The 21,464-nt window shown below is 61.9% G+C and carries 18 protein-coding genes and 1 riboswitch; of the genes, 12 read left to right on the top strand and 6 right to left on the bottom strand.

From position 1 onward, the window contains the following. Positions 1-43: 43 nt before the first annotated feature. A riboswitch (yybP-ykoY riboswitch) is annotated at positions 44-165 on the bottom strand. 52 nt (positions 166-217) lie between these two features. Both DK261_RS19080 and DK261_RS19075 read right to left on the bottom strand, forming a co-directional pair. Further along, positions 218-1,216 (bottom strand): class I SAM-dependent methyltransferase, encoded by a 999-nt coding sequence (locus DK261_RS19080; protein ID WP_103331094.1) that lies wholly within the window; start codon positions 1,214-1,216, stop codon positions 218-220. A 33-nt stretch (positions 1,217-1,249) separates the two neighbouring features. Further along, positions 1,250-2,215, bottom strand: coding sequence for a 2-hydroxyacid dehydrogenase (locus DK261_RS19075; protein ID WP_110176144.1), 966 nt, complete (start codon positions 2,213-2,215; stop codon positions 1,250-1,252). 82 nt (positions 2,216-2,297) lie between these two features. On the opposite strand from DK261_RS19075, the gene DK261_RS19070 reads away from it, so the two are divergent. Together DK261_RS19070 and DK261_RS19065 are read left to right on the top strand one after the other, a co-directional pair. Continuing rightward, the gene (locus tag DK261_RS19070; protein WP_009050760.1) at positions 2,298-2,927 is read left to right on the top strand and encodes a LysE family translocator; all 630 of its coding nucleotides are present in this window, start codon (positions 2,298-2,300) and stop codon (positions 2,925-2,927) included. Positions 2,928-3,065: 138 nt separating this feature from the next. Further along, positions 3,066-4,166, top strand: coding sequence for a hypothetical protein (locus tag DK261_RS19065; RefSeq protein WP_110176143.1), 1,101 nt, complete (start codon positions 3,066-3,068; stop codon positions 4,164-4,166). Here DK261_RS19065 and DK261_RS19060 read toward each other — a convergent pair. Beyond that, the gene (locus tag DK261_RS19060; protein ID WP_110176142.1) at positions 4,159-4,932 is read right to left on the bottom strand and encodes a helix-turn-helix domain-containing protein; all 774 of its coding nucleotides are present in this window, start codon (positions 4,930-4,932) and stop codon (positions 4,159-4,161) included. The two genes, DK261_RS19065 and DK261_RS19060, sit on opposite strands and share 8 nt — an antisense overlap. Before the next feature lie 86 nt (positions 4,933-5,018). Here DK261_RS19060 and DK261_RS19055 point away from each other — a divergent pair, with 86 nt between their 5' ends. From DK261_RS19055 to DK261_RS19035, 5 genes are all read left to right on the top strand, one after another. Next, the gene (locus DK261_RS19055; protein WP_110176141.1) at positions 5,019-6,203 is read left to right on the top strand and encodes an MFS transporter; all 1,185 of its coding nucleotides are present in this window, start codon (positions 5,019-5,021) and stop codon (positions 6,201-6,203) included. 169 nt (positions 6,204-6,372) lie between these two features. Continuing rightward, a complete protein-coding gene (locus tag DK261_RS19050; protein WP_009050756.1) occupies positions 6,373-8,055 on the top strand; it encodes a fatty acid--CoA ligase in 1,683 nt (560 codons plus the stop codon). Between the two features lie 337 nt (positions 8,056-8,392). Continuing rightward, positions 8,393-10,282, top strand: a complete 1,890-nt coding sequence (locus tag DK261_RS19045) for a DUF1302 domain-containing protein (protein ID WP_009050755.1) — start codon at positions 8,393-8,395, stop codon at positions 10,280-10,282. Between the two features lie 28 nt (positions 10,283-10,310). Further along, positions 10,311-11,675, top strand: coding sequence for a DUF1329 domain-containing protein (locus DK261_RS19040; RefSeq protein WP_009050754.1), 1,365 nt, complete (start codon positions 10,311-10,313; stop codon positions 11,673-11,675). 328 nt (positions 11,676-12,003) lie between these two features. After that, positions 12,004-14,739 (top strand): LuxR C-terminal-related transcriptional regulator, encoded by a 2,736-nt coding sequence (locus DK261_RS19035; protein WP_009050753.1) that lies wholly within the window; start codon positions 12,004-12,006, stop codon positions 14,737-14,739. 8 nt (positions 14,740-14,747) lie between these two features. Here the strand turns inward: DK261_RS19035 and DK261_RS19030 are convergent, their stop codons facing one another. Continuing rightward, the gene (locus DK261_RS19030) at positions 14,748-16,088 is read right to left on the bottom strand and encodes a HAMP domain-containing sensor histidine kinase (protein WP_110176140.1); all 1,341 of its coding nucleotides are present in this window, start codon (positions 16,086-16,088) and stop codon (positions 14,748-14,750) included. Then, positions 16,073-16,756 (bottom strand): response regulator transcription factor, encoded by a 684-nt coding sequence (locus tag DK261_RS19025; RefSeq protein WP_009050751.1) that lies wholly within the window; start codon positions 16,754-16,756, stop codon positions 16,073-16,075. The genes DK261_RS19030 and DK261_RS19025 overlap by 16 nt, the downstream gene beginning before the upstream one ends. A 134-nt stretch (positions 16,757-16,890) precedes the next feature. On the opposite strand from DK261_RS19025, the gene DK261_RS19020 reads away from it, so the two are divergent. The 4 genes from DK261_RS19020 to DK261_RS19005 all read left to right on the top strand — a co-directional run bounded on the left by DK261_RS19020 (position 16,891) and on the right by DK261_RS19005 (position 19,063). Beyond that, positions 16,891-17,076: a hypothetical protein gene (locus tag DK261_RS19020; RefSeq protein ID WP_016703559.1), complete on the top strand. Its 186-nt coding sequence runs from the start codon at positions 16,891-16,893 to the stop codon at positions 17,074-17,076. Next, entirely contained in the window at positions 17,066-17,311 is a 246-nt protein-coding gene (locus tag DK261_RS19015) for a hypothetical protein (RefSeq protein ID WP_016703558.1), read from the top strand. The genes DK261_RS19020 and DK261_RS19015 overlap by 11 nt, the downstream gene beginning before the upstream one ends. Before the next feature lie 149 nt (positions 17,312-17,460). Next, positions 17,461-17,961: a methylated-DNA--[protein]-cysteine S-methyltransferase gene (locus tag DK261_RS19010; RefSeq protein ID WP_028683364.1), complete on the top strand. Its 501-nt coding sequence runs from the start codon at positions 17,461-17,463 to the stop codon at positions 17,959-17,961. Positions 17,962-18,334: 373 nt separating this feature from the next. Then, positions 18,335-19,063 carry a LuxR family transcriptional regulator gene (locus DK261_RS19005; protein WP_080577957.1) on the top strand — a complete coding sequence of 243 codons (729 nt, stop codon included), beginning with the start codon at positions 18,335-18,337 and terminating at the stop codon, positions 19,061-19,063. A 1-nt stretch (position 19,064) separates the two neighbouring features. On the opposite strand, the gene DK261_RS19000 is transcribed toward DK261_RS19005, so the two are convergent. Then, positions 19,065-19,745, bottom strand: coding sequence for an acyl-homoserine-lactone synthase (locus DK261_RS19000; RefSeq protein ID WP_110176139.1), 681 nt, complete (start codon positions 19,743-19,745; stop codon positions 19,065-19,067). Between the two features lie 448 nt (positions 19,746-20,193). On the opposite strand from DK261_RS19000, the gene DK261_RS18995 reads away from it, so the two are divergent. Then, positions 20,194-21,462: a beta-ketoacyl-[acyl-carrier-protein] synthase family protein gene (locus DK261_RS18995; protein ID WP_053269881.1), complete on the top strand. Its 1,269-nt coding sequence runs from the start codon at positions 20,194-20,196 to the stop codon at positions 21,460-21,462. Positions 21,463-21,464: the final 2 nt, after the last annotated feature.

Here is a 21,464-nt window from a genome sequence, read left to right as displayed (position 1 = left end):
CCTTCCCGCCCCGGGTAAGGTGTGCGTGTCATAGGTCTTGTCAAACCCTGCGGTCCGTCTGTGCGGACTCTTGGGTCGCATGCGCCATGATCTGAGGATCAAGTATGTTGACGCATGCCGGGCGAGCGTGGCGCTCGCGGGAGACTACTCCCCTAGGACGGAGCGGATTCTGCCTAGGCAAAATCCATTCGGCAAGCGTTCTTTTGCAAAAAGGTTTTCAGCCGCGCTTGGCGCTGTAGATGCGAAAACCCTGGCCTTCGGCCTTGATCGAACAGGGGCCGAGATGCTCTTCGATCAGCGGTTGGTAACGCAGGAAACTGTTGGCTACCAGCCGGAGTTCGCCACCGGTTTTCAGATGTTTGGCTGCTTTTCGCAGCAGGTTCTCTGTGGCCTGGTAGTCCGTGTGGACCCCGACGTGGAACGGTGGATTGGTCAGGATGGTGTTCAAACCCATGGGCGCGGCATCGATACCGTCACCGGTCAGGACCTCGGCTTCCAGGCCATTGGCGGCCAGGGTCAGGCGACTGCTGGCAGCGGCGAAGGCGTCGACGTCGAGCAGGGTCACGCTGTTATGCGGGTAGCGCCGTTTGATCGCCGCGCCCAGGACCCCGGCGCCGCAACCGAAATCCAGCAGGTGGCCGCTGGGCAGTTTGTCCAGGTGTTCCAGCAACAGGGCGCTGCCGCGATCCAGGCGACCATGGCTGAACACCCCCGGCAGGCTGACCACTTTCAGCGGTCCTTCGACCAGCGGCAGTTCATATTCCTGGGCCAGGCTTTCCAGGCTGACGGCTTGCGGCGCGTTGTCGACCGTCACTTGCCACAGCTGGCAGTGCCGCGCGCTGTCGAGCTTGCGCGGTTTGCCGAAGGGGTTGAGCTGCTTGGCCGCGCGTTCGATGCCGCTGCGTTTTTCCCCGACCAGGTACAGCTCGCGCCCGGCCAGGCGCGAGGCGAGGGCGTTGAGCAGGTAGTCGGTCAGTTCCTTGGACTTGGGCAGGAACAGCACGGCGTTGGCAAAGGCTTGCTCGGGGGCGGTCACGCCGAAGTGGCTGCGTCCGCTGAAGCGCGCATCCAGCGCGGCCTGGTCGCCAGCATGCCAGCACCAGCCATGGGCGGCTGGCAGGCGGCCGAGCAGGTCATCGGCGGGCAGGCCGGCCAGCAGCAGCGAGCCTTGAAACAAGTCAGCCTGACGAAGCAGTACTTCACTGCGCGGATCCATAATCTGCTCCTGGGAAAAAAGTGGCGCAGTTTATCAACTGACGACCCGCAGCGCTGTACCGCTGAAAAACGCCTGGGCGTTTTCCGCCAGCTGGCCGACGATGCGCTGCCGGGCTTCACGGCTGCCCCAGGCGTTGTGTGGGGTCACGATCAACCGTGGGATGTCATGGGCCAGCAGCGGGTTGCCCGTGGTCGGCGGCTCGACGCTCAACACGTCGGTGGCCGCGCCACCCAGGTGACCGCTGCGCAGGGCGTCGGCCAGGGCCTGCTCGTCGATCAGGCCGCCACGGGCGGTGTTGACCACGAAGGCCTGGGGCTTGAGCAGGGCCAGCTCCCGGGCGCCGATAAAGTGCCGGGTGTGTTCGTTGAGCGGGCAGTGCAAGGTCAGCGCATCGACCTGCGGCAGCAGTTCATCCAGCGGCAGACGATCAGGACGGGCCGGACGACCGGGAATCTGCCCCAGCAACACGCGCATGCCGAAGGCTTCGGCCAGGCGAGCGACGGCGCCACCCAGCTCGCCATGGCCCAGCAGGCCCAGGGTCTTGCCTTGCAGCTCGACGATCGGGAAGTCCAGCAGGCAGAACTGCCGCGCCTGCTGCCAGCGGCCGTCACTGACCGCCTGGCGGTAATCGTCGAAGCGGGTGGCGAGGTTGAGCAGCAGCATGAGGGTGTGCTGGGCCACCGATGGCGTGCCGTAGCCCTGGCAGTTGGCGACTGTGATGCCTTGGGCGCGGGCGGCGGCCAGGTCGACATTGTTGGTGCCGGTGGCGGCCACCAGGATCAGTTTCAGTTCGGGGCAGGCCGCCAGGATTTCGGCGTTGAGCAGTACTTTGTTGCTGATCGCCACCTGGGCTCCCTGCAGGCGCTCGACCACTTGTTCGGGGTTGGTCCGGTCATGCAATTGCAGTTCGCCGAAGCTGTGGCGCAGCGCGCCGAGGTCGAGGTCGCCGAGGTCCAGGGAGCTGTGGTCGAGGAAGACGGCGCGGCGATTGTTAGTCATCAACTGTACCTTTTGCACGAGGGTCTGAAGGCGTAATCTGCCGAGCCTAACAGATGAAATAATTAGATACACAGGAGTGTCCATGTACCTCGCCGAGTTCTTGACTGTCGCCCTTATTCACCTGCTTGCCGTGGCCAGCCCGGGCCCGGATTTCGCCGTCGTGGTGCGCGAAAGCGTGACCCACGGTCGCCGCGCCGGCACCTGGACGGCATTGGGCGTCGGCACCGCGATCTTCCTGCACGTGGGCTATTCGCTGCTGGGCATCGGCCTGATCGTGTCGCAATCGATCGTGCTGTTCAACGCGCTGAAATGGGCCGCCGCCGCTTACCTGCTGTACATCGGCTACAAGGCCCTGCGGGCGCAGCCGGCCAAGCCGGCTACCGAGAACCTGCACCTGGAAGCCGGCGAGCGCACCGCGCGCGGCGCCTTCACTTCCGGTTTCGTGACCAATGGCCTGAACCCGAAAGCGACGCTGTTTTTCCTCTCGCTGTTCACCGTGGTCATCAATCCGCACACGCCCCTGGCCATCCAGGCCGGTTACGGCGTGTACCTGGCGGCGGCGACGGCTACCTGGTTCTGCCTGGTGGCGCTGTTGTTCAGCCAGCAGAAAGTCCGTGCCGGTTTTGCCCGCATGGGCCACTGGTTCGACCGCACCATGGGCGCGGTGCTGATTGCCATCGGGGTGAAGCTGGCCTTTACCGAGATGCATTGAGTCGGTCTTTCCCGCTTAGGCTCTTATCGGATATTTCTGATCATTAATTGGGATTAATCGTACAATCGTCCGCTTTTATGCCACTCCGGCCGGTCGAGCCCCTTGACCGCCCGGAGGGCGCGCGAGACCGGACGCTTGATGACGATACAAAAAGTACCGCAGCAGTTGCTCTATCTGGTTTATGGCGGCAAAGAGGTTTATCGCCATGAAGCGAAATTCAGCATTCTGACGGCCCTCGACCAGAGCAAGAGTGCCGAGCCGCTGGTGATTCGGGTCATGACCGACCGTCCCGAGGACTTTCACGGCTGGCCGGTGCACGTAGTGCCGTTGAGTACGCAAACGCTGGTCGAGTGGCAGGGCGACCAGGGCTACTACCATCGGCGCAAGGCCTGTGCCTTTGCCGCGGGCCTCGAGCTGGCGGACAAGACCCTGTTTGTCGATACCGACACCTTGTTCGAGGCCGACCCGCAGCGGCTGTTCGATCGTATTGCGCCCGGCCAGTACCTGATCGATGAAGACGAGTTTCTCTGGTCCGAAGTCCGTGCCCGCCCCGAGTTCGTCAAGCTCGACCGCTACCTGCGGGCCAGCGGTCAGTCGGTGCCTGACGACCAGCGCCTGTTCAACAGCGGGGTCTGTGGCCTGACGGCTGGCGACGGTCCGTTGATGCAGGCCTCGATTGCCTTGATCGATGAGTGGAGCGCGCACATCAACGACCTGCACACCCTGGAACAGATCGCCCTGTCATTTGCCTTGCGCGGTCAATCCGTGGGCGAGAGCAAGAGTTGCATCTATCACTACTTCTCCGACAAGGACTTCTTCCACGCCATGCAGGCGCTGTTCTTCCAGCGTCACGGCGAAGCCTTCCGGCCGGAATTGTTGCGCATGCAGCGCGAGGTGCCACGGCGCAAAACCTTGCCGTCGCTGTTTCAGCGCTCGCGGATCAAGTTCTACTTGAGGCGACAGAACAAGGACATGCAAAAGGTCGGGCGCGACCTGCTGTATGGCAGCTGCGGCCCGATCTCGCCTTATGTCGAGGCTTGCCGCCATGTCTGGTGGGATCAGGGGCTGCGCCAGATCCAGCGCCGCGGCATGAGCCAGCAGGCGCCGATTCGCGCGCTGGCGCGTGGCGAATGGCCGGCCGGGTTGCCCCGGCCGCAAAACCGTGACGTGGAAAAACGCCTGCGCCACTACCTGCAACAGCATTTGCAGCCGCACGGGCCTGCACACGGGGTTAAGTGATGGGGCCTAGCGCCTTGAACTGATTCAGGGCGCCGAGGTATTCCCGCGGGTGGTGGCCGAGCAAGCGGCAGAACATCGCGCTGAAGGCCCGGGCGCTGCCATAACCCAAGGCCGTCGCCACTTGCTGCACGCTCTCGCCGGCGATCAAGCGTGGCAGGGCTTCCATCAAGCGCAGTTGCTGGCGCCAGGCATTGAAGCTCATTTGCAATTCCTGCTGAAACAGCCGCGCCAGGGTTCGTGAACTGGCGCCGACCTGCTGCGCCCAGTCTTCCAGGGTATTGGCATGATCCGGCGTCTGCAGCAGCGCCTGGCAAATGGCCTGCAGGCGCCGGTCGCGAGGCATGGGGATATGCAGTGGCAGGTTCTCCAGGCGGGCGACTTCTTCCAGCATCAGTTGCTGGATCAGTGGGTTTTCCGCGTGTTCGCGACCCTGCACGGCCCGCAGGATCAGCTCGCGCAGCAGCGGTGTGACCGCCAGCACGCAACATTGCTGCAGCGAAGGCGGCGACAGCTCGGGGGCGATGAACAGCGAACGCATGTGCACATCGCCGGCCATGAAGATTTCATGTTCCACCAGGGGCGGAATCCACACCGCGCGGGTCGGTGGCAGGACCCATGCGCCCTGGGCCGTTACCACGCGCATGGTCCCGCGCACCGCGTACAGCAGTTGTGCCTCGCGATGCCGGTGCAGCTCCTGGTGGGCACCGTCGAGATAATCGCATGGGTAGGCGCTGACCGGGCCGTGCTGAAAGTGGCTGATTAACATGTCCGATCCAATGACTTTATTGTCAGGAGTGCGTTTTATAGCCAACCTAGCATAACGGCATACCTACAACGAAACAGCGTGCCGTCATGAATCAGTCTCGAAACGTAATCCGCTACATCAACGCCGCCCATGTGATCGATCACATGTTCATGCTGATCTTCCCCGCCGCCGTGCTCGGGATGACCAGGGCCTTCGACCTGGACTATGCCGCGCTGATCGGTCTTTCCCTGGGCGGCTTCATTGCCTTCGGCGCCTGTTCGCTACCGGCCGGCTGGCTGGGCGACCACTGGAGCCGGCGGCAGATGATGCTGCTGTTCTTCTTCGGTATCGGCGCCTCGGCGATTTTCACCGGCCTGAGCAGCAGCCCGACGATGCTGGTGGTCGGCCTGACGCTGATGGGGGTGTTTGCCGCGATCTACCATCCGGTGGGCACGGCGATACTGGTGGCCTATGCGCAGAACCGCGGGCGGGAGATCGGCATCAATGGCATGTGGGGCAATCTCGGCGTGGCCTTTTCGGCATTGATCAGCGGGCTGCTGGTGGCGCATTTCGGCTGGCGTTCGGCGTTCATCCTGCCGGGCGTGGTGGCGATTGCCCTGGGCCTGGGGTTTGCCTGGCACGTGCGTGAAGAGCCCATCCCGGCACGGCCCCATGTGCGGCTCAAGGGCGTGGACGGCCGGCGCATTTCCATGGCCATGGTGTTTGGCGTCCTGGCCCTGGCAACCGCGACCGGCGGGGTGGTGTTCAACGCCACCACCATGACCTACCCGAAGCTGTTCCAGGAGCGCCTGCAGGACCTGTTCGCGTCGCCGCAGACCCTGGGCCTGGTGGTCAGCCTGGCGTATGCCTTCGGCGCCGTGGCACAACTGAGCATTGGCCGGGTGCTGCATCGCTTCAGTCTGAAATGGCCCTTTATCTTCTTGACCCTGTGCCAGGCGCCGCTGCTGTTCGGCCTGGCCGAGGTCGAGGGCTGGGCGGTCATCGTCCTGGGAGCGGCCTTTATGTTCGTGGTGTTCGGGCAGGTCACGGTGAACGATGCGATGGTCGCCAACTTCGTTGCCCCGCAGTGGCAGTCCCGGGTGTTTGCCTTGCGCTACTGCCTGTCGTTCGGCGCCAGTGCCACGGCGATTCCGTTGATTGCCTTTGTCGAGCCGCGCCAGGGGCTGGCCGGGCTGTACCTGATCCTGAGTGGTTTCGCCGCGCTGACCTTCGCCGCCGCGTTGATCTTCCCGCGTACCCCGGCGGAGGCCGCGGCGGGGCAGGCCGCTTGAGGGGGCATAGGAGTGTCTTCGCGTGAATCCCCGGTCGCACGAATGCTGGCTTGGAGCTAGCATTCGTACGGCTCTGCAAATCATTCCTTTGGCTGATTTGGCAGAGCCAACGGCGCTCTAGAGTGAGCGTTCTCAAGCCACGACCGTGCAGTCACGAAAAGGGATGCTTATGTTGCAGACTCGCGTTATTCCGCCAGCCGAAGGCGCTTACCAATACCCGTTATTGATCAAGCGGCTGCTGATGTCCGGCACCCGTTACGAGAAGACCCGTGAAATCGTTTACCGGGACAAACTGCGTTACAGCTACCCAACCCTGATCGAGCGCGTGGCCAGGCTGGCGAACGTGTTGACGGCTGCCGGGGTCAAGGCCGGGGATACCGTGGCGGTGATGGACTGGGACAGCCATCGCTACCTGGAGTGCATGTTCGCCATCCCGATGATCGGCGCGGTGATCCACACCATCAACGTGCGCCTGTCGCCGGAACAGATCCTGTACACCATGAACCACGCCGAGGACCGCTTCGTGCTGGTCAACAGCGAGTTCGTCGGGCTCTACCAGGCGATCGCCGGGCAACTGACCACGGTGGAGAAAACCCTGCTGCTGACCGACGGCCCGGAAAAGAGCGCCGACCTGCCTAACCTGGTGGGCGAATACGAGCAGCTTCTGGCCGCGGCCAGCACCCAGTACGCCTTCGAGGATTTCGACGAAAACTCGGTGGCCACCACCTTCTACACCACCGGCACCACCGGCAACCCGAAGGGCGTGTACTTCACCCACCGCCAGCTGGTGCTGCATACCATGGGCGTGGCGGTGATCATGGGCAGCATCGACAGCGTGCGCCTGCTGGGCACCAGCGATGTGTACATGCCGATTACCCCGATGTTCCACGTGCATGCCTGGGGCCTGCCTTATGTGGCGACCATGCTCGGCCTCAAGCAGGTCTATCCCGGTCGTTACGACCCGGAGCTGCTGGTGGAGCTGTGGCGCAAGGAAAAGGTCACCTTCTCCCACTGCGTGCCGACCATCCTGCAGATGCTGCTCAATGCCAAGGCGGCCCAGGGCACGGATTTCGGCGGCTGGAAGATCGTCATCGGCGGCAGCGCGCTCAACCGTGCGCTGTACGAGGCCTCCAAGGCCAAGGGCATTCAGCTGACGGCGGCCTATGGCATGTCGGAAACCGGGCCGCTGGTGTCCTGTGCCCACCTCAATGAAGAGTTGCTGGCGGGCACCGAGGATGAGCGCACCTCCTACCGGATCAAGGCCGGCGTGCCCGGACCTCTGGTGGAGGCGGCGATTGTCGATGGCGACGGTAACTTTCTGCCGGCCGATGGCGAGACCCAGGGTGAACTGGTGCTGCGCGCACCCTGGCTGACCGAAGGCTATTTCAACGAACCGCAGAAGGGCGCGGAGCTGTGGGAAGGCGGCTGGCTGCACACCGGCGACGTGGCGACCCTCGACGGCATGGGTGTGATCGACATTCGCGACCGGATCAAGGATGTGATCAAGACCGGAGGCGAGTGGGTATCGTCCCTGGCCCTGGAAGACCTGATCAGCCGGCACCCGGCGGTACGCGAAGTAGCAGTGGTGGGTATTCCCGATCCGCAGTGGGGCGAGCGCCCGTTTGCCTTGCTGGTGGTCCGCGAAGGGCATGCAATCGAGGCCAAGGAGCTCAAGGAGCATCTCAAGCCGTTTGTCGAACAGGGGCACTTGAGCAAGTGGGCGATTCCCAGTCAGATCGCCCTTGTTACTGAAATTCCCAAGACCAGTGTCGGCAAGCTCGACAAGAAGCGCATCCGCCTCGACATCACCGAATGGCAGGCCAACAACAGCACCTTTCTTTCGACCCTGTAAGCACCTCCTGCCGTGCCCGAAAGGGCACGGTAGAGCCCACCAAGCAAGCGCTTGCCTTGTCAAATCCGAATTTTCAGCCATCCTTGCCGTGCCGGCATTTGCCGGACTGGCGAAAGGACTGTTCCAGAGTGGTTGGAGGCTGCAAATCACACTTTAGAGGGATCAAGCCGTACCACCTGCTGGCTATAGTCCGCCCAAGGATTTTTAAGAACGGGGCAACCGCACAACACGGGGCGATGCAACTTTGAACGACTTCGGGGCTGACTGGGTTCCGCCCGTTCAGAGCGTTTTTAAAAGTGCTCACTGCCATAACAATAAAGCACATGGAGTAGCGTCGATGACATCAGTAAACCAGCTCTGGCGCCGGGCGAAACTGCCTCTGGCCGTCAGTCTCGCCTCTACGCTCGCCGGGCCTGCCTTCGGCGTCAGTTTCAACATCGGTGAAATCGAAGGTCAGTTCGACTCCTCTCTATCGCTGGGTGCGAGCTGGTCTACCCAGAGCCCCAACAAGAACCTGATTGGTGTCAACAACGGCGGTCATGGCCTGTCCCAGACCTCCGACGATGGCCACGCTAACTTCAAAAGTGGCGAAACCTTTTCCAAGATCTTCAAGGGCATCCATGACCTTGAATTGAAATACGGCGACACCGGCGTCTTCGTCCGTGGCAAATATTGGTATGACTTCGAACTCAAGGACGAAAGCCGCGAGTTCAAGGACATCAGCGACAGCAACCGCAAGGAAGGCGCCAAGTCTTCCGGCGGGCAGATCCTCGACGCCTTCGTCTACCACAACTACTCGATCGCCGAGCAGCCGGGTTCCGTGCGTCTGGGCAAGCAAGTGGTGAGCTGGGGTGAAAGTACCTTCATTGGCGGCGGCATCAACTCGATCAACCCGATCGACGTATCGGCTTTCCGCCGTCCTGGCGCGGAGATCAAGGAAGGCCTGATCCCGGTCAACATGTTCTACGTCTCCCAGAGCCTGACCGACAACCTCTCGGCCGAAGCCTTCTATCAGCTGGAATGGGACCAGACCGTCGTCGACAACTGCGGCACCTTCTTCTCCCAGCCGGACATCATCGCCGACGGTTGCAGCGACAACCTGCGGGTGCTGAACAAACGCTCGACCATTCCATCGATTGCCCTGGGGCCATTGGCCGCCGCGGGTGTCGACGTCAACCAGGAAGGCGTGCTGGTACGTCGTGGCCCGGACCGCGATGCGCGGGACAGCGGGCAGTGGGGCGTGTCCTTCAAGTACATGTACGAGCCGCTCGACACCGAGTTCGGCGCGTACTTCATGAACTACCACAGCCGTGCGCCGATCTTCAGCGCCACCGGTGCTCCGCAGTCGGTCTTCGATCGCGTGGCGGCCTTGCCTCCAGCGTTCCGCGCCTTGGGCCCACTGGTGGTTGCCGGTAGCTCCGAGTACTTCGTCGAGTACCCTGAGGACATTCGCCTCTACGGCCTGAGCTTCTCCACCACCTTGCCTACCGGTACCGCGTGGAGCGGTGAGATCAGCTATCGCCCGAACGCTCCGGTGCAACTGAACTCCACCGATATCCTGTTCGCCGGTGTTCGCCCATTGGGCGGTACCCTGGCCAATGCCTCGCTGCTCGACGGCTCGCCGGGCCAGGACCTGCACGGCTATCGCCGTAAAGAGATCACCCAGTTGCAGACCACCTTCACCCACTTCTTCGATCAGGTCATGGGCGCCAGCCGCCTGACCCTGGTCGGTGAAGTCGGCCTGACCTACGTGGGCGGCCTGGAAAGCACCTCCAAGGTTCGTTACGGCCGCGATCCGGTCTACGGCCCGGGCGAACTGCCTGCCACCGGCAGCCTGGACACCTGCTCGCAGATCCTCAATACCAGCACCATCAACGGCGCGGGTCCAGGCGCGGCGACCAACAATCGCAGCCGCAACTGTAACGACGACGGCTTCACTACCTCGACTTCCTGGGGTTATCGCGGTCGTGCCATCTGGGAATACAACGACGTGTTCGCCGGTGTGAACCTCAAGCCGAACGTGGCCTGGTCCCATGACGTCAGTGGTTACTCGCCTGGCCCTGGCGGCAACTTCGAGGAAGGTCGCAAGGCCATCAGCCTCGGCGTGGATGCCGAGTACCAGAACACCTACACCGCGAGCCTGGCGTACACCAACTTCTTCGACGGCAAGTACACCACCGTGGATGACCGTGACTTCGTGGCCCTCAGTTTCGGCGTGAACTTCTAAGCACTGCATTTTCAGGAAGAACAAGAATATGAAAGTAACCAAGAGTCTGTTGCAGGTCGGTGTCCTCGGGCTGTCGCTGCTGGCGACCGGGGTCATGGCCGCGGTCTCGGCCGATGAAGCGGCCAAGCTGGGTACCTCCCTGACGCCGATGGGCGCGGAAATGGCCGGTAACTCCGCCGGTACCATTCCCGCCTGGAAAGCCTTGCCGACCAACGCCGGCAATGTGGACGGCAAGGGCTTCCTGTCCAACCCGTACGCCAGCGAGCAGCCGCAGTTCACCATCACCGCGCAGAACGTCGAGCAGTACAAGGACAAGCTGGCGCCGGGGCAGTACGCGATGTTCAAGCGCTATCCTGAAACCTACAAGATGCCGGTCTATCCTTCCCACCGCGGTGCCACGGTGCCCGCCGACGTGTTCGCCGCGATCAAGGAAAACGCCACCAAGACCAACCTGGTCAGCGGCGGCAACGGCCTGGAAAACTTCAAGACCGCCATTCCTTTCCCGATTCCGAAAAGCGGCGTGGAAGTCATCTGGAACCACATCACCCGCTATCGCGGCGGCAGCGTGACCCGTCTGGTGACCCAGGCGACGCCACAGGCCAACGGCTCGTTCAGCCTGGTGTACTTCCAGGACCAGTTCGTGTTCCGCGACAAAATGAAGGACTACGATCCGGCGAACCCGGGCAACATCCTGTTCTACTTCAAACAGAAAGTGACCGCGCCGGCGCGCCTGGCCGGTGGTGTGCTGCTGGTGCACGAAACCCTCGACCAGGTGAAGGAACCGCGCTCGGCCTGGGTCTACAACGCTGGCCAGCGTCGTGTGCGTCGCGCCCCGCAAGTGTCGTATGACGGTCCGGGTACCGCGGCCGACGGCCTGCGTACTTCCGACAACCTCGACATGTACAACGGCGCGCCGGACCGCTACGACTGGAAGCTGGAAGGCAAGAAGGAGATGTACATCGCCTCCAACAGCTACAAGCTCGACTCGCCGCAACTGAAGTACGCCGAGATCATCAAGGCCGGCCACATCAACCAGGATCTGGCACGCTACGAGCTGCGCCGTGTCTGGCACGTGGTCGCGACCCTGAAGGAAGGTCAGCGTCATATCTACGCCAAGCGTGACTTCTACATCGATGAAGACACCTGGCAGGCCGCGGTGATCGACCACTACGACGGCCGTGGCCAGCTGTGGCGCGTGGCCGAGGCGCATGCCGAGAACTACTACGACAAGCAAGTGCCGTGGTACGCCCTGGAAACCCTCTACGACCTGCAGTCCGGCCGTTACCTGGCACTGGGCATGAAGAACGAAGAGAAATCGGCCTATGACTTCGGCTTCACTGCCACCACCAGCGACTTCACCCCGGCGGCCCTGCGCCAGGATGGCGTTCGTTAACCCGCGGTAAATCGAGGCGCATCCTCGATCGACGCCCCGACTGGTTCGGGGCGTTTTTTATTGTCTGGGTTTTTCTACAAAACACGGGGTGGCCCCTGTAGGAGTGAGCTTGCTCGCGAAAAATACTCCAGACAATGCCACCTCCCGGTAAAACCGCGCTGAGCTGATCGCGAGCAAGCTCGCTCCTACAAGTACGCGGGGAGCGCTGACAAACCCGGTTGTATTCTTTTTCTATCCATCTGTAGCAAAAATCTTCAACAGGGGGCTTTTTACCGCTAGTCTGCCGACATCTGTATTGCCGACAACAGCACTTCAATAAGAGTTGGCCATGACTGATCTGTCCCGTATCCAGGGGCCTGCCGGTGCGGCCATCCCCGCGCCGGAAGGGCGCTTCTACCGACCTCCCTTGCCCGACGGCTACGTTCTGCGGCCGCGTCTGTGCGAGCGCTTGAGCGCGGGCCTCAATGGCCGGTTGCTGTTGGTCAGTGCGCCGGCCGGTTTTGGCAAGAGTTCGCTGGCGGTGGAGTTCTGCCAAAGCCTGCCGCCGCACTGGCGCAGCCTGTGGCTGGGGCTCAGTCGCCGGGACAACGATCCGGGACGTTTTCTCGAACGCCTGCTCGAGGGGCTGCAACAGTATTTCGCCCAACTGGGCAGCCAATCCCTCGGGCTGCTGAAGATGCGCCAGCGCCACCAGCCCTTCGCCTTCGAAGAATGGCTGGACGGCCTGCTCGACGAGTTGGCGGCCCATCTTTCCAGTGCGTCTCCCTTGTTGCTGGTGCTGGACGATTACCACCTGGCCCAGGGGCCGGTGCTCGATCGTTGCCTGCAGTTCTTCCTCAATCATCTACCCGACGGCCTCTTGGTGCTGGTGACCAGCCGCCAGCGCCCGGACTGGCACCTGGCGCGTTTGCGCCTGTCGCGGCAGTTGCTGGAACTGCACGAGCAGGACCTGCGCCTGACCTACGACGAATCCCTGACCCTGCTCGACCGGCACAGCAGTTCGTTGCGCGGCGAGGCGCTGGAAAGCCTGATCCTGCGCAGCGAAGGCTGGGTAGCGGGGTTGCGTTTCTGGTTGCTGGCGGCCTCGGAGGCGGGCAGCGGTGGAGCCTTGCCGCAGTCGCTGAATGGCGGCGAAGGCCTGATTCGCGATTATCTGCTGGAAGAAGTTATCGATTGCCTGCCTGCCGAAGTGCAGTCGTTCCTCTACGACACGGCGCCCCAGGAGCGCTTCTGCAGCGAACTGTGCGATGCGCTGCGCGAGTCCCACGACAGTGCCGAGATCCTGCGTTACCTGCTGGCCCACCAGGTATTCCTGGTGCCGCTGGACGAGCAGGGGCATTGGTACCGTTATCACCACCTGTTCTCCGACCTGCTGCGCACCCGGCCCACCGCCAACGCGGTATTGCCGCCGGCCAGCCTGCACCTGCGGGCCTGTCGCTGGTTCAACGCCCAGGGGCTGCTGGACGAAGCGGTGGAGCAGGCGTTGCGCGCCGGGCACCTGGATGTGGCGGCGAACCTGGTACAGAACTTGTCCGAGGAACAACTGCTGGCCGAGCAGAACGTCGGCATGTTGCTGCGCTGGAAAATGGACTTGCCCGACAGCCTGCTGATCAGCACCCCGCGGCTGATCGTGCTGTACAGCTGGGCGCTGGGGCTGGCGTGCCAGCTGGATGCCGCCGAGGAGCTGGCCAGCCATTTGAGTCGCTTCCTGCCGGCCCCTTCGGCCACTGCGCAGAAATCCATGCTGGCGCAATGGCTGGCCTTGAGCGGGATCGTCGCCCGCGGGCGGGGGAATCGCGAGCTGACCCTGCTGTATTGCACCGAAGCCCTGGAAACCTTGCCGCAGAAACGTTACGGGCAGCGGCTGGTATGCCTGTCGACCCTGTCCAACCTGGCGATCGCCGATGGCGACCTGTGGCGCGCCCGGGGGCTCAACCGCGAATCCCTGGAGCTGGCGCAGCGGGTCGGCAACCCCTTGTTCGAGGCCCTGGCCCATTACGACCGGGCCCGGGTGCTGCAGGCCCGCGGCGAGATCCTGCGGGCGCTGGATGAAGTGCGCCAGGGCTTGCAGCGCTTGTATGGCCTGTCCGCGCAACGCCTGTACGCGGTACGTGCGCGGCTGACGCTGTATGAGGGGTATCTGCTGACGTTGCGCTGCCAGCCCGAGACCGGGCTGGCGCGCTTGCGGGCGGGGCTGGTCGAGGCCCGGGCCTGTCGCGATATCAGCGTGCTGATCGGCCATTGTGTGATCGCCAACCTGGAAGGCCACAATGGTGAGTTTGCCAAGGCCTTTGCCGAGCTGGCCGAGGCCGAGCGCCTGATGCACATCTGGGACGTCCCGCCGATCTACTACCTGGCGATGATTACCCTGGTCAAGTGCGAACTCTGGCTGGCCCAGGGCCGCACCGACCTGGCGCAGGCCTGGCTGGCTCGCCTGGGGCAGACCTACACCGGCGACCAGGCCGCCGCGGCGCCGGAATTTCATCCACAGCTGCCGCTGCATATCGAGTTGCAGCAAGCCTTGCTCGACAGCATCCAGGGCGAGCCGGCCCTGGCCGAACAGCGCCTGGACAAACTGGTGGAGCATGGCCGCGAGACCGGGCGGCAGATGCTCAATGTGATGGCCTTGAATCAGAAGGTCGCGCTGTTGCTGGCCCAGGGGCGCGACCCCGAGGCCCGGCAGGCCTTTGCCCTGGCGCTGGAGGCGGCCGTGGGCGGGGCATTGCAACCGTTCGAATGGGCGGTGCGGGCGCATCCGGCCTGGGTCCGCGAGCAGCTGCAGCAGGGGCCGGCGACGCCATTGCGCCAGACCTTGCTCGAACGCCTGCCGGCCGCCGTGGCGCGCGAGCCTCTGGAGCAGCATCACGGCGAAGCCCTCAGCTCCCGCGAACTGGCGGTGCTGCAACTGATCGCCCAGGGCTGTTCCAACCAGGAAATCAGCGATCAGTTGTTTATCTCGCTGCACACCGTGAAGACCCACGCCAGCCATATCAACAGCAAGCTGGGGGTGGAGCGTCGCACCCAGGCCGTGGCCCGGGCCCAGGAGCTGGGCTTGCTGGGTTGATCGGGCTGTCAGTCGATCTCGCGGGCATTGCCTTCGGCGCGCTCTTGGGGCGCAGCTGGAGGCTCGGTGGGGGTGAAGTCCAGGGTCACCGTGAAGCGCTGTTGTTCGGTGACGACCTGGATTGTCCAGCCCAGCCTGGCGCACAGCTGGCGCATCAGCTCCAGGCCCAGGCCATAGCCGAAATCGCTGGATTCTTCCGGCTCGCGGGTGTCACGGACGCGGTTGACGATGCGCAGTCGCAGCTGCTCGAAGGTGATTTCGATGCTGCCGTCGTCGGCATATTGCAGGGCATTGCGTAGAAAATTGCCGACCACGATCCGGCAGGCGGTCGGGGGCAGCCGACAGGGTTCGTTGCTGATGTCGAGGATCAGTTCGATATCCCGCTTGCCGATCAGGTAGCGATGCTCCTGGATCAGTTCGTTGAACAGCTCGGCCATGTCGATGGCTTCTTCCGGCAAGGGTTCAAGGCGCTCGCGGCTCATCCACAGCAGCGTCTCGGCAATGCGCTGCATGTTCAGCACCGAGCGTTCGATACGTTGCAGAGGTGGGGGCAGGGTGCCGCCGGACTGCAGGGTCAGCAGTTCCAGGTTGGCCTTGAGCACCGCCAGCGGCGTGCGCAACTCATGGCTGGTATAGCGCAGCAGGCGTCCCTCGCGCAGGCTGGCGGCCTGCACCTGCTGCACGCTCTGGGCCAGGGAGTCAGCCAGTACATTGAATTCCTTGAAGCGGAAATTCGGCCGTTGGCTGGACACCGCATGAGGATCTTTCAGGGTGGTGGACCACTGGGCCAACCGGCCGAGAGGACGTACCAGCCACCAGACCAGCAGGACGATGATGATCAGTGCCGGGACGAAGACCCCCAGGCTGATGAAGTTGACGCTGTTCAGTTCGTGATCGAGATAGGCATCGGACAACGGAGTCTCGACCTCGCCACCTTCTTCATGGTCGTGGTCGACATCGAACATGTACAGGGTTTTGCCGTCACCCAGGGGCTGGGCCAGGATCGCTTTGACTTCATCCTGTCCATCGGCGTCCAGTTCGCCGAACACCTGCACGGCGCCGAAGGACAGGGTTGGCGGCGTATCCAGCAACTGGCGAATTTTCGGCGGCAACGCCTCCTTGCCGATAACGCTGCTGAAGAAATAGTTCTGTGGCGGGGGCAGGCTTGGGTCTTTCTTGTAATGCCTGACGAAGTACAGGGCTTGCTCTTCCATCATGGCGCTGGCGGTATAGAGCAGTCCACGGACGCTGTAGCTCGAGAGCAGTTGGCTGTAGATCAGCAGCACCACGGCGATCAACAGCAGGAAACTGCCGCTGATCACCCATTTCAGACTCAGCCCCTTGCGCATGGAGCCCTCAGCTGTACGCCAATGCCGGAAAGAGTGTGGATCAGCGGTTGGCTGAAATCCTTGTCCACGGTCTTGCGCAAGCGGTGCATATGCACCTTGAGGGTATTGCTGTCCGGTGGCTCGTCGCCCCAGACCGTGGCCTCGAGACGTTCGCGACCCACCGGCTCGGGACTGGCACGCATCAGGCACTCCAGCAAGGTCCAGCAGATGGGCGACAGGTGCAGTTCTTGTCCGGCGCGGCTGACCTTGCGGGTGGACAGGTCCATGGTCAGGTCGGCCACCTGCAGGCGGCTGGCCTGGCCGCTGCGCCGCAGGCTCAGGGCGCGGATCCTGGCCACCAGTTCGGCCAGCTCGAAGGGCTTGACCAGATAATCGTCGGCGCCCATGGCAAAGCTGGCGAGCTTGTCCGGCAGGGCATCCAGCGAGGTGAGCATCAGGATCGGTGTCTGTTTGCCCTGTTCGCGCAGCTGTTTGCACAGCTGTTGGCCATCCAGGCGCGGCAGCATGATGTCCAGCAGGATCACATCATAGTGCTGATCCAGCGCCAGGCTCAGGCCGGTCCGGCCATTACTGGCGTGATCGCAGACGATTCCGTTGATCTCCAGGTATTCGATGACGGTGTTGGCCAGGTCGAGGTTGTCCTCGACCAGCAGCAGGTGGATATGCACGGGAACGTCCCCTTGGACCCTTGTCGCTCAGTGGCCCAGAGGATAACGGAGTCGGGCGTTTTTTTAGCGATGTTTACCTGGCGTTAACCTGTCGGACTCTAGGGTGGCGGCTTTTACACCAAGAGGGCGCCACCATGAACCTGTCTCCTTTGATCAAAGACATTCTGCTGGTCTTGATTGTCATCGGCCTGCTGGCCTATGGCTCGCTGTCCAGAACGCCCGCGGTGCGCCTGGGCGAGGGTGGGCCGCGAGGAGGATTCTTGATCGGGCATGGCAGGGAGCTGACAGCAGGATCGGACGCCATTGCCCATGCATTCTGAAAAGGCCGGCGCGGGCTACACCGACCAACTGGTGTTTTGCTTGCTGCTGATTCTTTGCGTGTCGCTTGCGCTGGGCACCTATATCGTCCGGCTCAATGCGCGCATCGATCAGCAGCGTGAACTGTCGCCGGTGCATCTGCTCGAGTGCGGCAATGGGCGCGGCGCCTTTATCGTCTATCCCCATGGGCGGCGCAGCAGCAGTGACAATTGTTATCTGATCGAAGAGGATGAGTAGCCAGCGTAGCGCCATCCAGGAAGATCCGGCCCTGAATTCAAGCACAAGAAACGTAGTTCTTGCGCTTGAATGTCGATCTACAGTGCAGGCGTACCGGGATGAAGGCCAGGTCCGGGCCTGATCTCCCTGGAAGATAAAGGAGGCTTAGCATGTCCTGCGTATTCAAATTGATGAACTCGCCCGTCGGTCAACTGACCCTGGTTGCCAGAGGCACGAAGCTCGCCGCGATTCTTTGGGAGAGCGAGCGCGAAAACCGCGTGCGTCTCGGCCCGTTGCAGCCTGCCGACGATCATCCGGTCCTGCTGGAAACCGAACGCCAGCTCAACGAGTACTTTGCCGGCAGCCGCGATTGCTTCGAGCTGGAGCTGGACTTTGTCGGCACCGAGTTCCAACGCAAGGTCTGGCAGGCGCTGCTGACCATTCCCTTCGGTGAAACCCGCAGCTACAGCCAGATTGCCGCCCAGGTCGGCAGCCCCAAGGCCGTGCGCGCAGTCGGCGCGGCGAATGGCCGGAACCCGATCTCGATCATCGCCCCCTGCCACCGGGTGATCGGCGCCTCGGGCAGCCTCACCGGTTTTGCCGGCGGCCTGCAGGCCAAGCAGTTCCTGCTGGCGCTGGAGGGCGAGCAGACCTTGCCGCTGGACTTCTAGCCCTGCCGCCTAGGGCTTTGTCGGGCTGCTGGCGACAAGAACTTCCTGTCTCCAGCAGCGGTTGTAGAGCGGTTGCCGCGATATCGTTCGGTATTAACCGAACGGGTAATAAGAGTTTTGTATTCTGTCGTCAAAAAAACATCACAAACCGCTCGCTATAATTTCCTCGAAATACAACTAAAGCCGTATAGCTCGCCTGCTTGATTTCTATCAAGGCATAACTGAATATAGCCCGCCAGCGTATCGGGATTTACCAACTTGGTAGGTCAGCAGCTATGCATTCACGTGCTTAGGCATAATAAGAAAAATCTTGCACCGTCTTCACCCTCTCCCGAGAGACTGAAGTAATCCTGAAATATGACGAGCTCATGACATGGATAGTCGACTCAAATACTCTGGCTTTATTCCGGCCGACGAAAGTAATTCAAATGTCTGTTTAAATTTAGAGCTTGAAAAGCTGTTGGGCGATCTGCAAGGGGCAAGTTATGCCTACTTTGCCGCCCCTCGAAATCGCGAAGTAGCCCCTCTTATTATTTCGAACTACCCATCGCGCTGGCTGAAAGCCTATAAGAATGCCAACTATCATTTGATCGACCCGATCATTCATCACGGTCTTAAAAGTTGCGCGCCGTTTTCCTGGAGCGACGCTCTCCAGGCCGCCTCCTGTGACAAGAGTCAGGAGTTGTTTCGACGTTCCAGCCAATACCGCATCTGCTCCGGCGCGACGTTTACCCTGCATGACGCCTGCGGCATGTTCAGTTCGCTGAGCCTTTGCAATAGCGGGTCGCAAGCCGAATTTGAGCGGCGCATGGCCGACCAGCAGGGGCAGCTGCAGATGGCGCTGATCCGCTTTCATAGCCGGCTGCTGAGCCTGCGGGCGATGGACGAGCTGTTCCCCGAGCCTCAGACCGGGCCGCTTTCGGCCAGGGAGCTGGGGGTGCTCAAGTGGGTGATGATGGGCAAGGCCTACCGGGAAATCGCGCTGATCTGCGCGATTTCCGAGCGGACGGTCAAATTTCACATGTCGAACATTTCCGGAAAGCTGCAGGTCTGCAACGCCAAGCAGGCGGTCTACGAGGCTCAGCGCCAGGGCATCCTCTGATTCAGGCGCTGATCCGCTGAGGCTCGTAGAACGCGGTGTGGAGCGGGTTCAGGCGCTGCGGCCAGCAGCTGAGCTGCGTGGATGACAAGGGGCATTTGCGAGCGATGCTGGACAGCAGGCGCTGACGATTGGCGTCGCTGATCGGCATGTTCAGCAGCAGCACCTTTTCTCCCGGCGCGGCCTCGCCGGTGTCCATTACTTCGTAGTGCCAGCCGGCGTTGCGGACGATCCGTCCCATGGCGTTGCTGACCACCGTGATGATCGATCCCAGGCCACTGCGCGCGGCATGGTTGTGCATGCACAACAGGAGCATTTCGGTCAGCGGCAGATGGGCCAGGCCGAGCTGGCGCGAGCGGGTCTTGTCGACGAAAAAGCGGCTGGATTCAGCCATCAACGCCTGCTTGGGCGGCGCGCAGCGGAAAAAGTCGCGGAACGGCCCTTCGACCATGTAGGGATCCAGGGTGTTGATCAGGCGCAGGCCGGCCAGGGGCACGCCTTTCCAGGTACCGATCAGGTAGGTGGTGCGCTCGTTGTCGTACTCATCGAACTCGATGTCATTCTTTATATTAACCTTCCAGTTCAAACGATCGGCGAATACTTCCTTGCGCAGGCCATACAAATCGGCGACCCAGGCGTGGGGCGTCGCACTATAGTCGAGCGCGTGAAATTCGATAAATTCCATATTGTTGAAGTTCTTCCATGGGATATGGTCAGTACTAAAGATTGGACTCGCACCGTTCGCGGAGAGTCAACTTACGGCTAAGGCAAATCAATTGTGCGGCGCTTGTTAGTTTAACAATGTCTGCCCGGAGACAACCTGTACTTAGGTGCAGTTGCAGGTTATCTGATTTGATTTTCATTACGCACTTGGCCATCTGTACCTAGATACAGTTGTCCTCCCCGGGCAATTACGACAACTTATGCCGGGCAGTGGTTAAGCCCTCAATAACGCCGTAGAGCTGAGCTTTGCAATGTTGGACGATTGTTCCAACTAGTGCGTACATGGCTTGTACTTGCGAGTACTCCACTTGCCTTAATCGTCGAATATGCCAATGGCAGTCTGAGTGTCTGGATCAGGCTTCTTCACGCTGCGTGGCATCTCCAGCCAAGACATCGAAACAGGGAAGATCATGGAAAAGTCCGCCTCTTCAGAACCGCGCCGGGTGGTTGTAACCGGTTATGGCGCCATCTGCTCGCTCGGCGAGAATGTCGAAGCCATCTGGGACGCAATGATGGATTACCAGGTCGGTTACCGTCAGCACAGCTTCGACGATCCGAGCATCCATGCGCGTTACTTTGGCTTTATCGATGACTTCGGTCGTGAAGCGATGCGTCCGTTCTCGAAGAAAATCTCCAAGATGTTGCCGCTGTTCGCCAAATACAGCCTGGTGGCCACCCACGAGGCGATCCGCATGGCGTATGGCGACACGCCTCTGGATGAGATCGTCTCGCCCTTCGATCGCGGCGTGATCCTGGGCACCGGCTGGGGCGGGCTCGATACTGCCAACAGCAACAACAACGAATACCGCGAGCAGGGCATCTCCACGTCCTTCGCCACCGTCATGTCGATGTGCAATGCCGCGACTGCCGGCATCACCATGAACTGGAACATGCGCGGTATCCAGAACAGCCCGGTGGCGGCTTGCGCCACGGGTACCATCGCCATTGGCGAAGCCTACGAGGCGATTCGCAGCGGCCGCGCCAAGGTGATGATCGCCGGTGGCAGCGAATCCCTGAAAGAACAGTTCAACGTCTGGTCGGTGGATGTCATCCAGGCCTTGAGCAAGGAACAGGAAAACCCACGCCTGGCCTGCTGCCCGTTCAGCAAGGGACGCAGCGGCTTCGTGCTCTCCGAGGGCGCGGCGGTGTTGTGCCTGGAAGACTATGAGCTGGCCCGGGCACGGGGCGCGAAGATCCTCGGCGAAATCACCGGCTACGCCAACTATTCGGACGCCTACGACATGACGGCCCCGGCCGAAGACATGCAGGCCCGGGTACGGGTGATCAATGACGTGTGCCAGCAGGCAGGCGTAGAGGCCTCACAGATCGACTACGTCAACCTGCACGGCACCTCGACCCCGCTCAACGATGTCAACGAAACCCGCTCGATCAAGCTGGCCCTGGGGGATGCGGCATACGGCATTCCGATGTCCAGCACCAAGTCCTACACCGGGCACTTGATCGGCGCCGCCGGTTCCATGGAGGCGGTCTTCTGCCTCAAGGCCATGGCCCGGGGCACGATTCCGGCGACCATCCATATGGATGAGGCCGACCCTGAGTGCGACCTCAATTACGTGCCCAACGAACACCTGCATGGGCAGACCCTGAACAACGTGCTGAACCTGAGCTTCGGCTTCGGTGGCGCCAACGCCGGCATCATGCTGCGCAAGGTGGTCTGATC

The organism is Pseudomonas sp. RW409, from assembly GCF_003184125.1.
In the GTDB taxonomy this organism is placed as follows: domain Bacteria; phylum Pseudomonadota; class Gammaproteobacteria; order Pseudomonadales; family Pseudomonadaceae; genus Aquipseudomonas; species Aquipseudomonas chlororaphis_I.
The sequence above is the reverse complement of the archived record's forward strand: the minus strand, read 5'-3'. Positions and strand labels throughout refer to the sequence as shown.

What these genes read in the sequence shown, in the direction of transcription:
- DK261_RS19080 (WP_103331094.1), bottom strand. Translation starts at nt 1,216, where the DNA reads ATGGATCCGCGCAGTGAAGTACTGCTTCGTCAGGCTGACTTGTTTCAA.
- DK261_RS19075 (WP_110176144.1), bottom strand. Translation starts at nt 2,215, where the DNA reads ATGACTAACAATCGCCGCGCCGTCTTCCTCGACCACAGCTCCCTGGAC.
- DK261_RS19070 (WP_009050760.1), top strand. Translation starts at nt 2,298, where the DNA reads ATGTACCTCGCCGAGTTCTTGACTGTCGCCCTTATTCACCTGCTTGCC.
- DK261_RS19065 (WP_110176143.1), top strand. Translation starts at nt 3,066, where the DNA reads ATGACGATACAAAAAGTACCGCAGCAGTTGCTCTATCTGGTTTATGGC.
- DK261_RS19060 (WP_110176142.1), bottom strand. Translation starts at nt 4,932, where the DNA reads ATGTTAATCAGCCACTTTCAGCACGGCCCGGTCAGCGCCTACCCATGC.
- DK261_RS19055 (WP_110176141.1), top strand. Translation starts at nt 5,019, where the DNA reads ATGAATCAGTCTCGAAACGTAATCCGCTACATCAACGCCGCCCATGTG.
- DK261_RS19050 (WP_009050756.1), top strand. Translation starts at nt 6,373, where the DNA reads ATGTTGCAGACTCGCGTTATTCCGCCAGCCGAAGGCGCTTACCAATAC.
- DK261_RS19045 (WP_009050755.1), top strand. Translation starts at nt 8,393, where the DNA reads ATGACATCAGTAAACCAGCTCTGGCGCCGGGCGAAACTGCCTCTGGCC.
- DK261_RS19040 (WP_009050754.1), top strand. Translation starts at nt 10,311, where the DNA reads ATGAAAGTAACCAAGAGTCTGTTGCAGGTCGGTGTCCTCGGGCTGTCG.
- DK261_RS19035 (WP_009050753.1), top strand. Translation starts at nt 12,004, where the DNA reads ATGACTGATCTGTCCCGTATCCAGGGGCCTGCCGGTGCGGCCATCCCC.
- DK261_RS19030 (WP_110176140.1), bottom strand. Translation starts at nt 16,088, where the DNA reads ATGCGCAAGGGGCTGAGTCTGAAATGGGTGATCAGCGGCAGTTTCCTG.
- DK261_RS19020 (WP_016703559.1), top strand. Translation starts at nt 16,891, where the DNA reads ATGAACCTGTCTCCTTTGATCAAAGACATTCTGCTGGTCTTGATTGTC.
- DK261_RS19015 (WP_016703558.1), top strand. Translation starts at nt 17,066, where the DNA reads ATGCATTCTGAAAAGGCCGGCGCGGGCTACACCGACCAACTGGTGTTT.
- DK261_RS19010 (WP_028683364.1), top strand. Translation starts at nt 17,461, where the DNA reads ATGTCCTGCGTATTCAAATTGATGAACTCGCCCGTCGGTCAACTGACC.
- DK261_RS19005 (WP_080577957.1), top strand. Translation starts at nt 18,335, where the DNA reads ATGGATAGTCGACTCAAATACTCTGGCTTTATTCCGGCCGACGAAAGT.
- DK261_RS19000 (WP_110176139.1), bottom strand. Translation starts at nt 19,745, where the DNA reads ATGGAATTTATCGAATTTCACGCGCTCGACTATAGTGCGACGCCCCAC.
- DK261_RS18995 (WP_053269881.1), top strand. Translation starts at nt 20,194, where the DNA reads ATGGAAAAGTCCGCCTCTTCAGAACCGCGCCGGGTGGTTGTAACCGGT.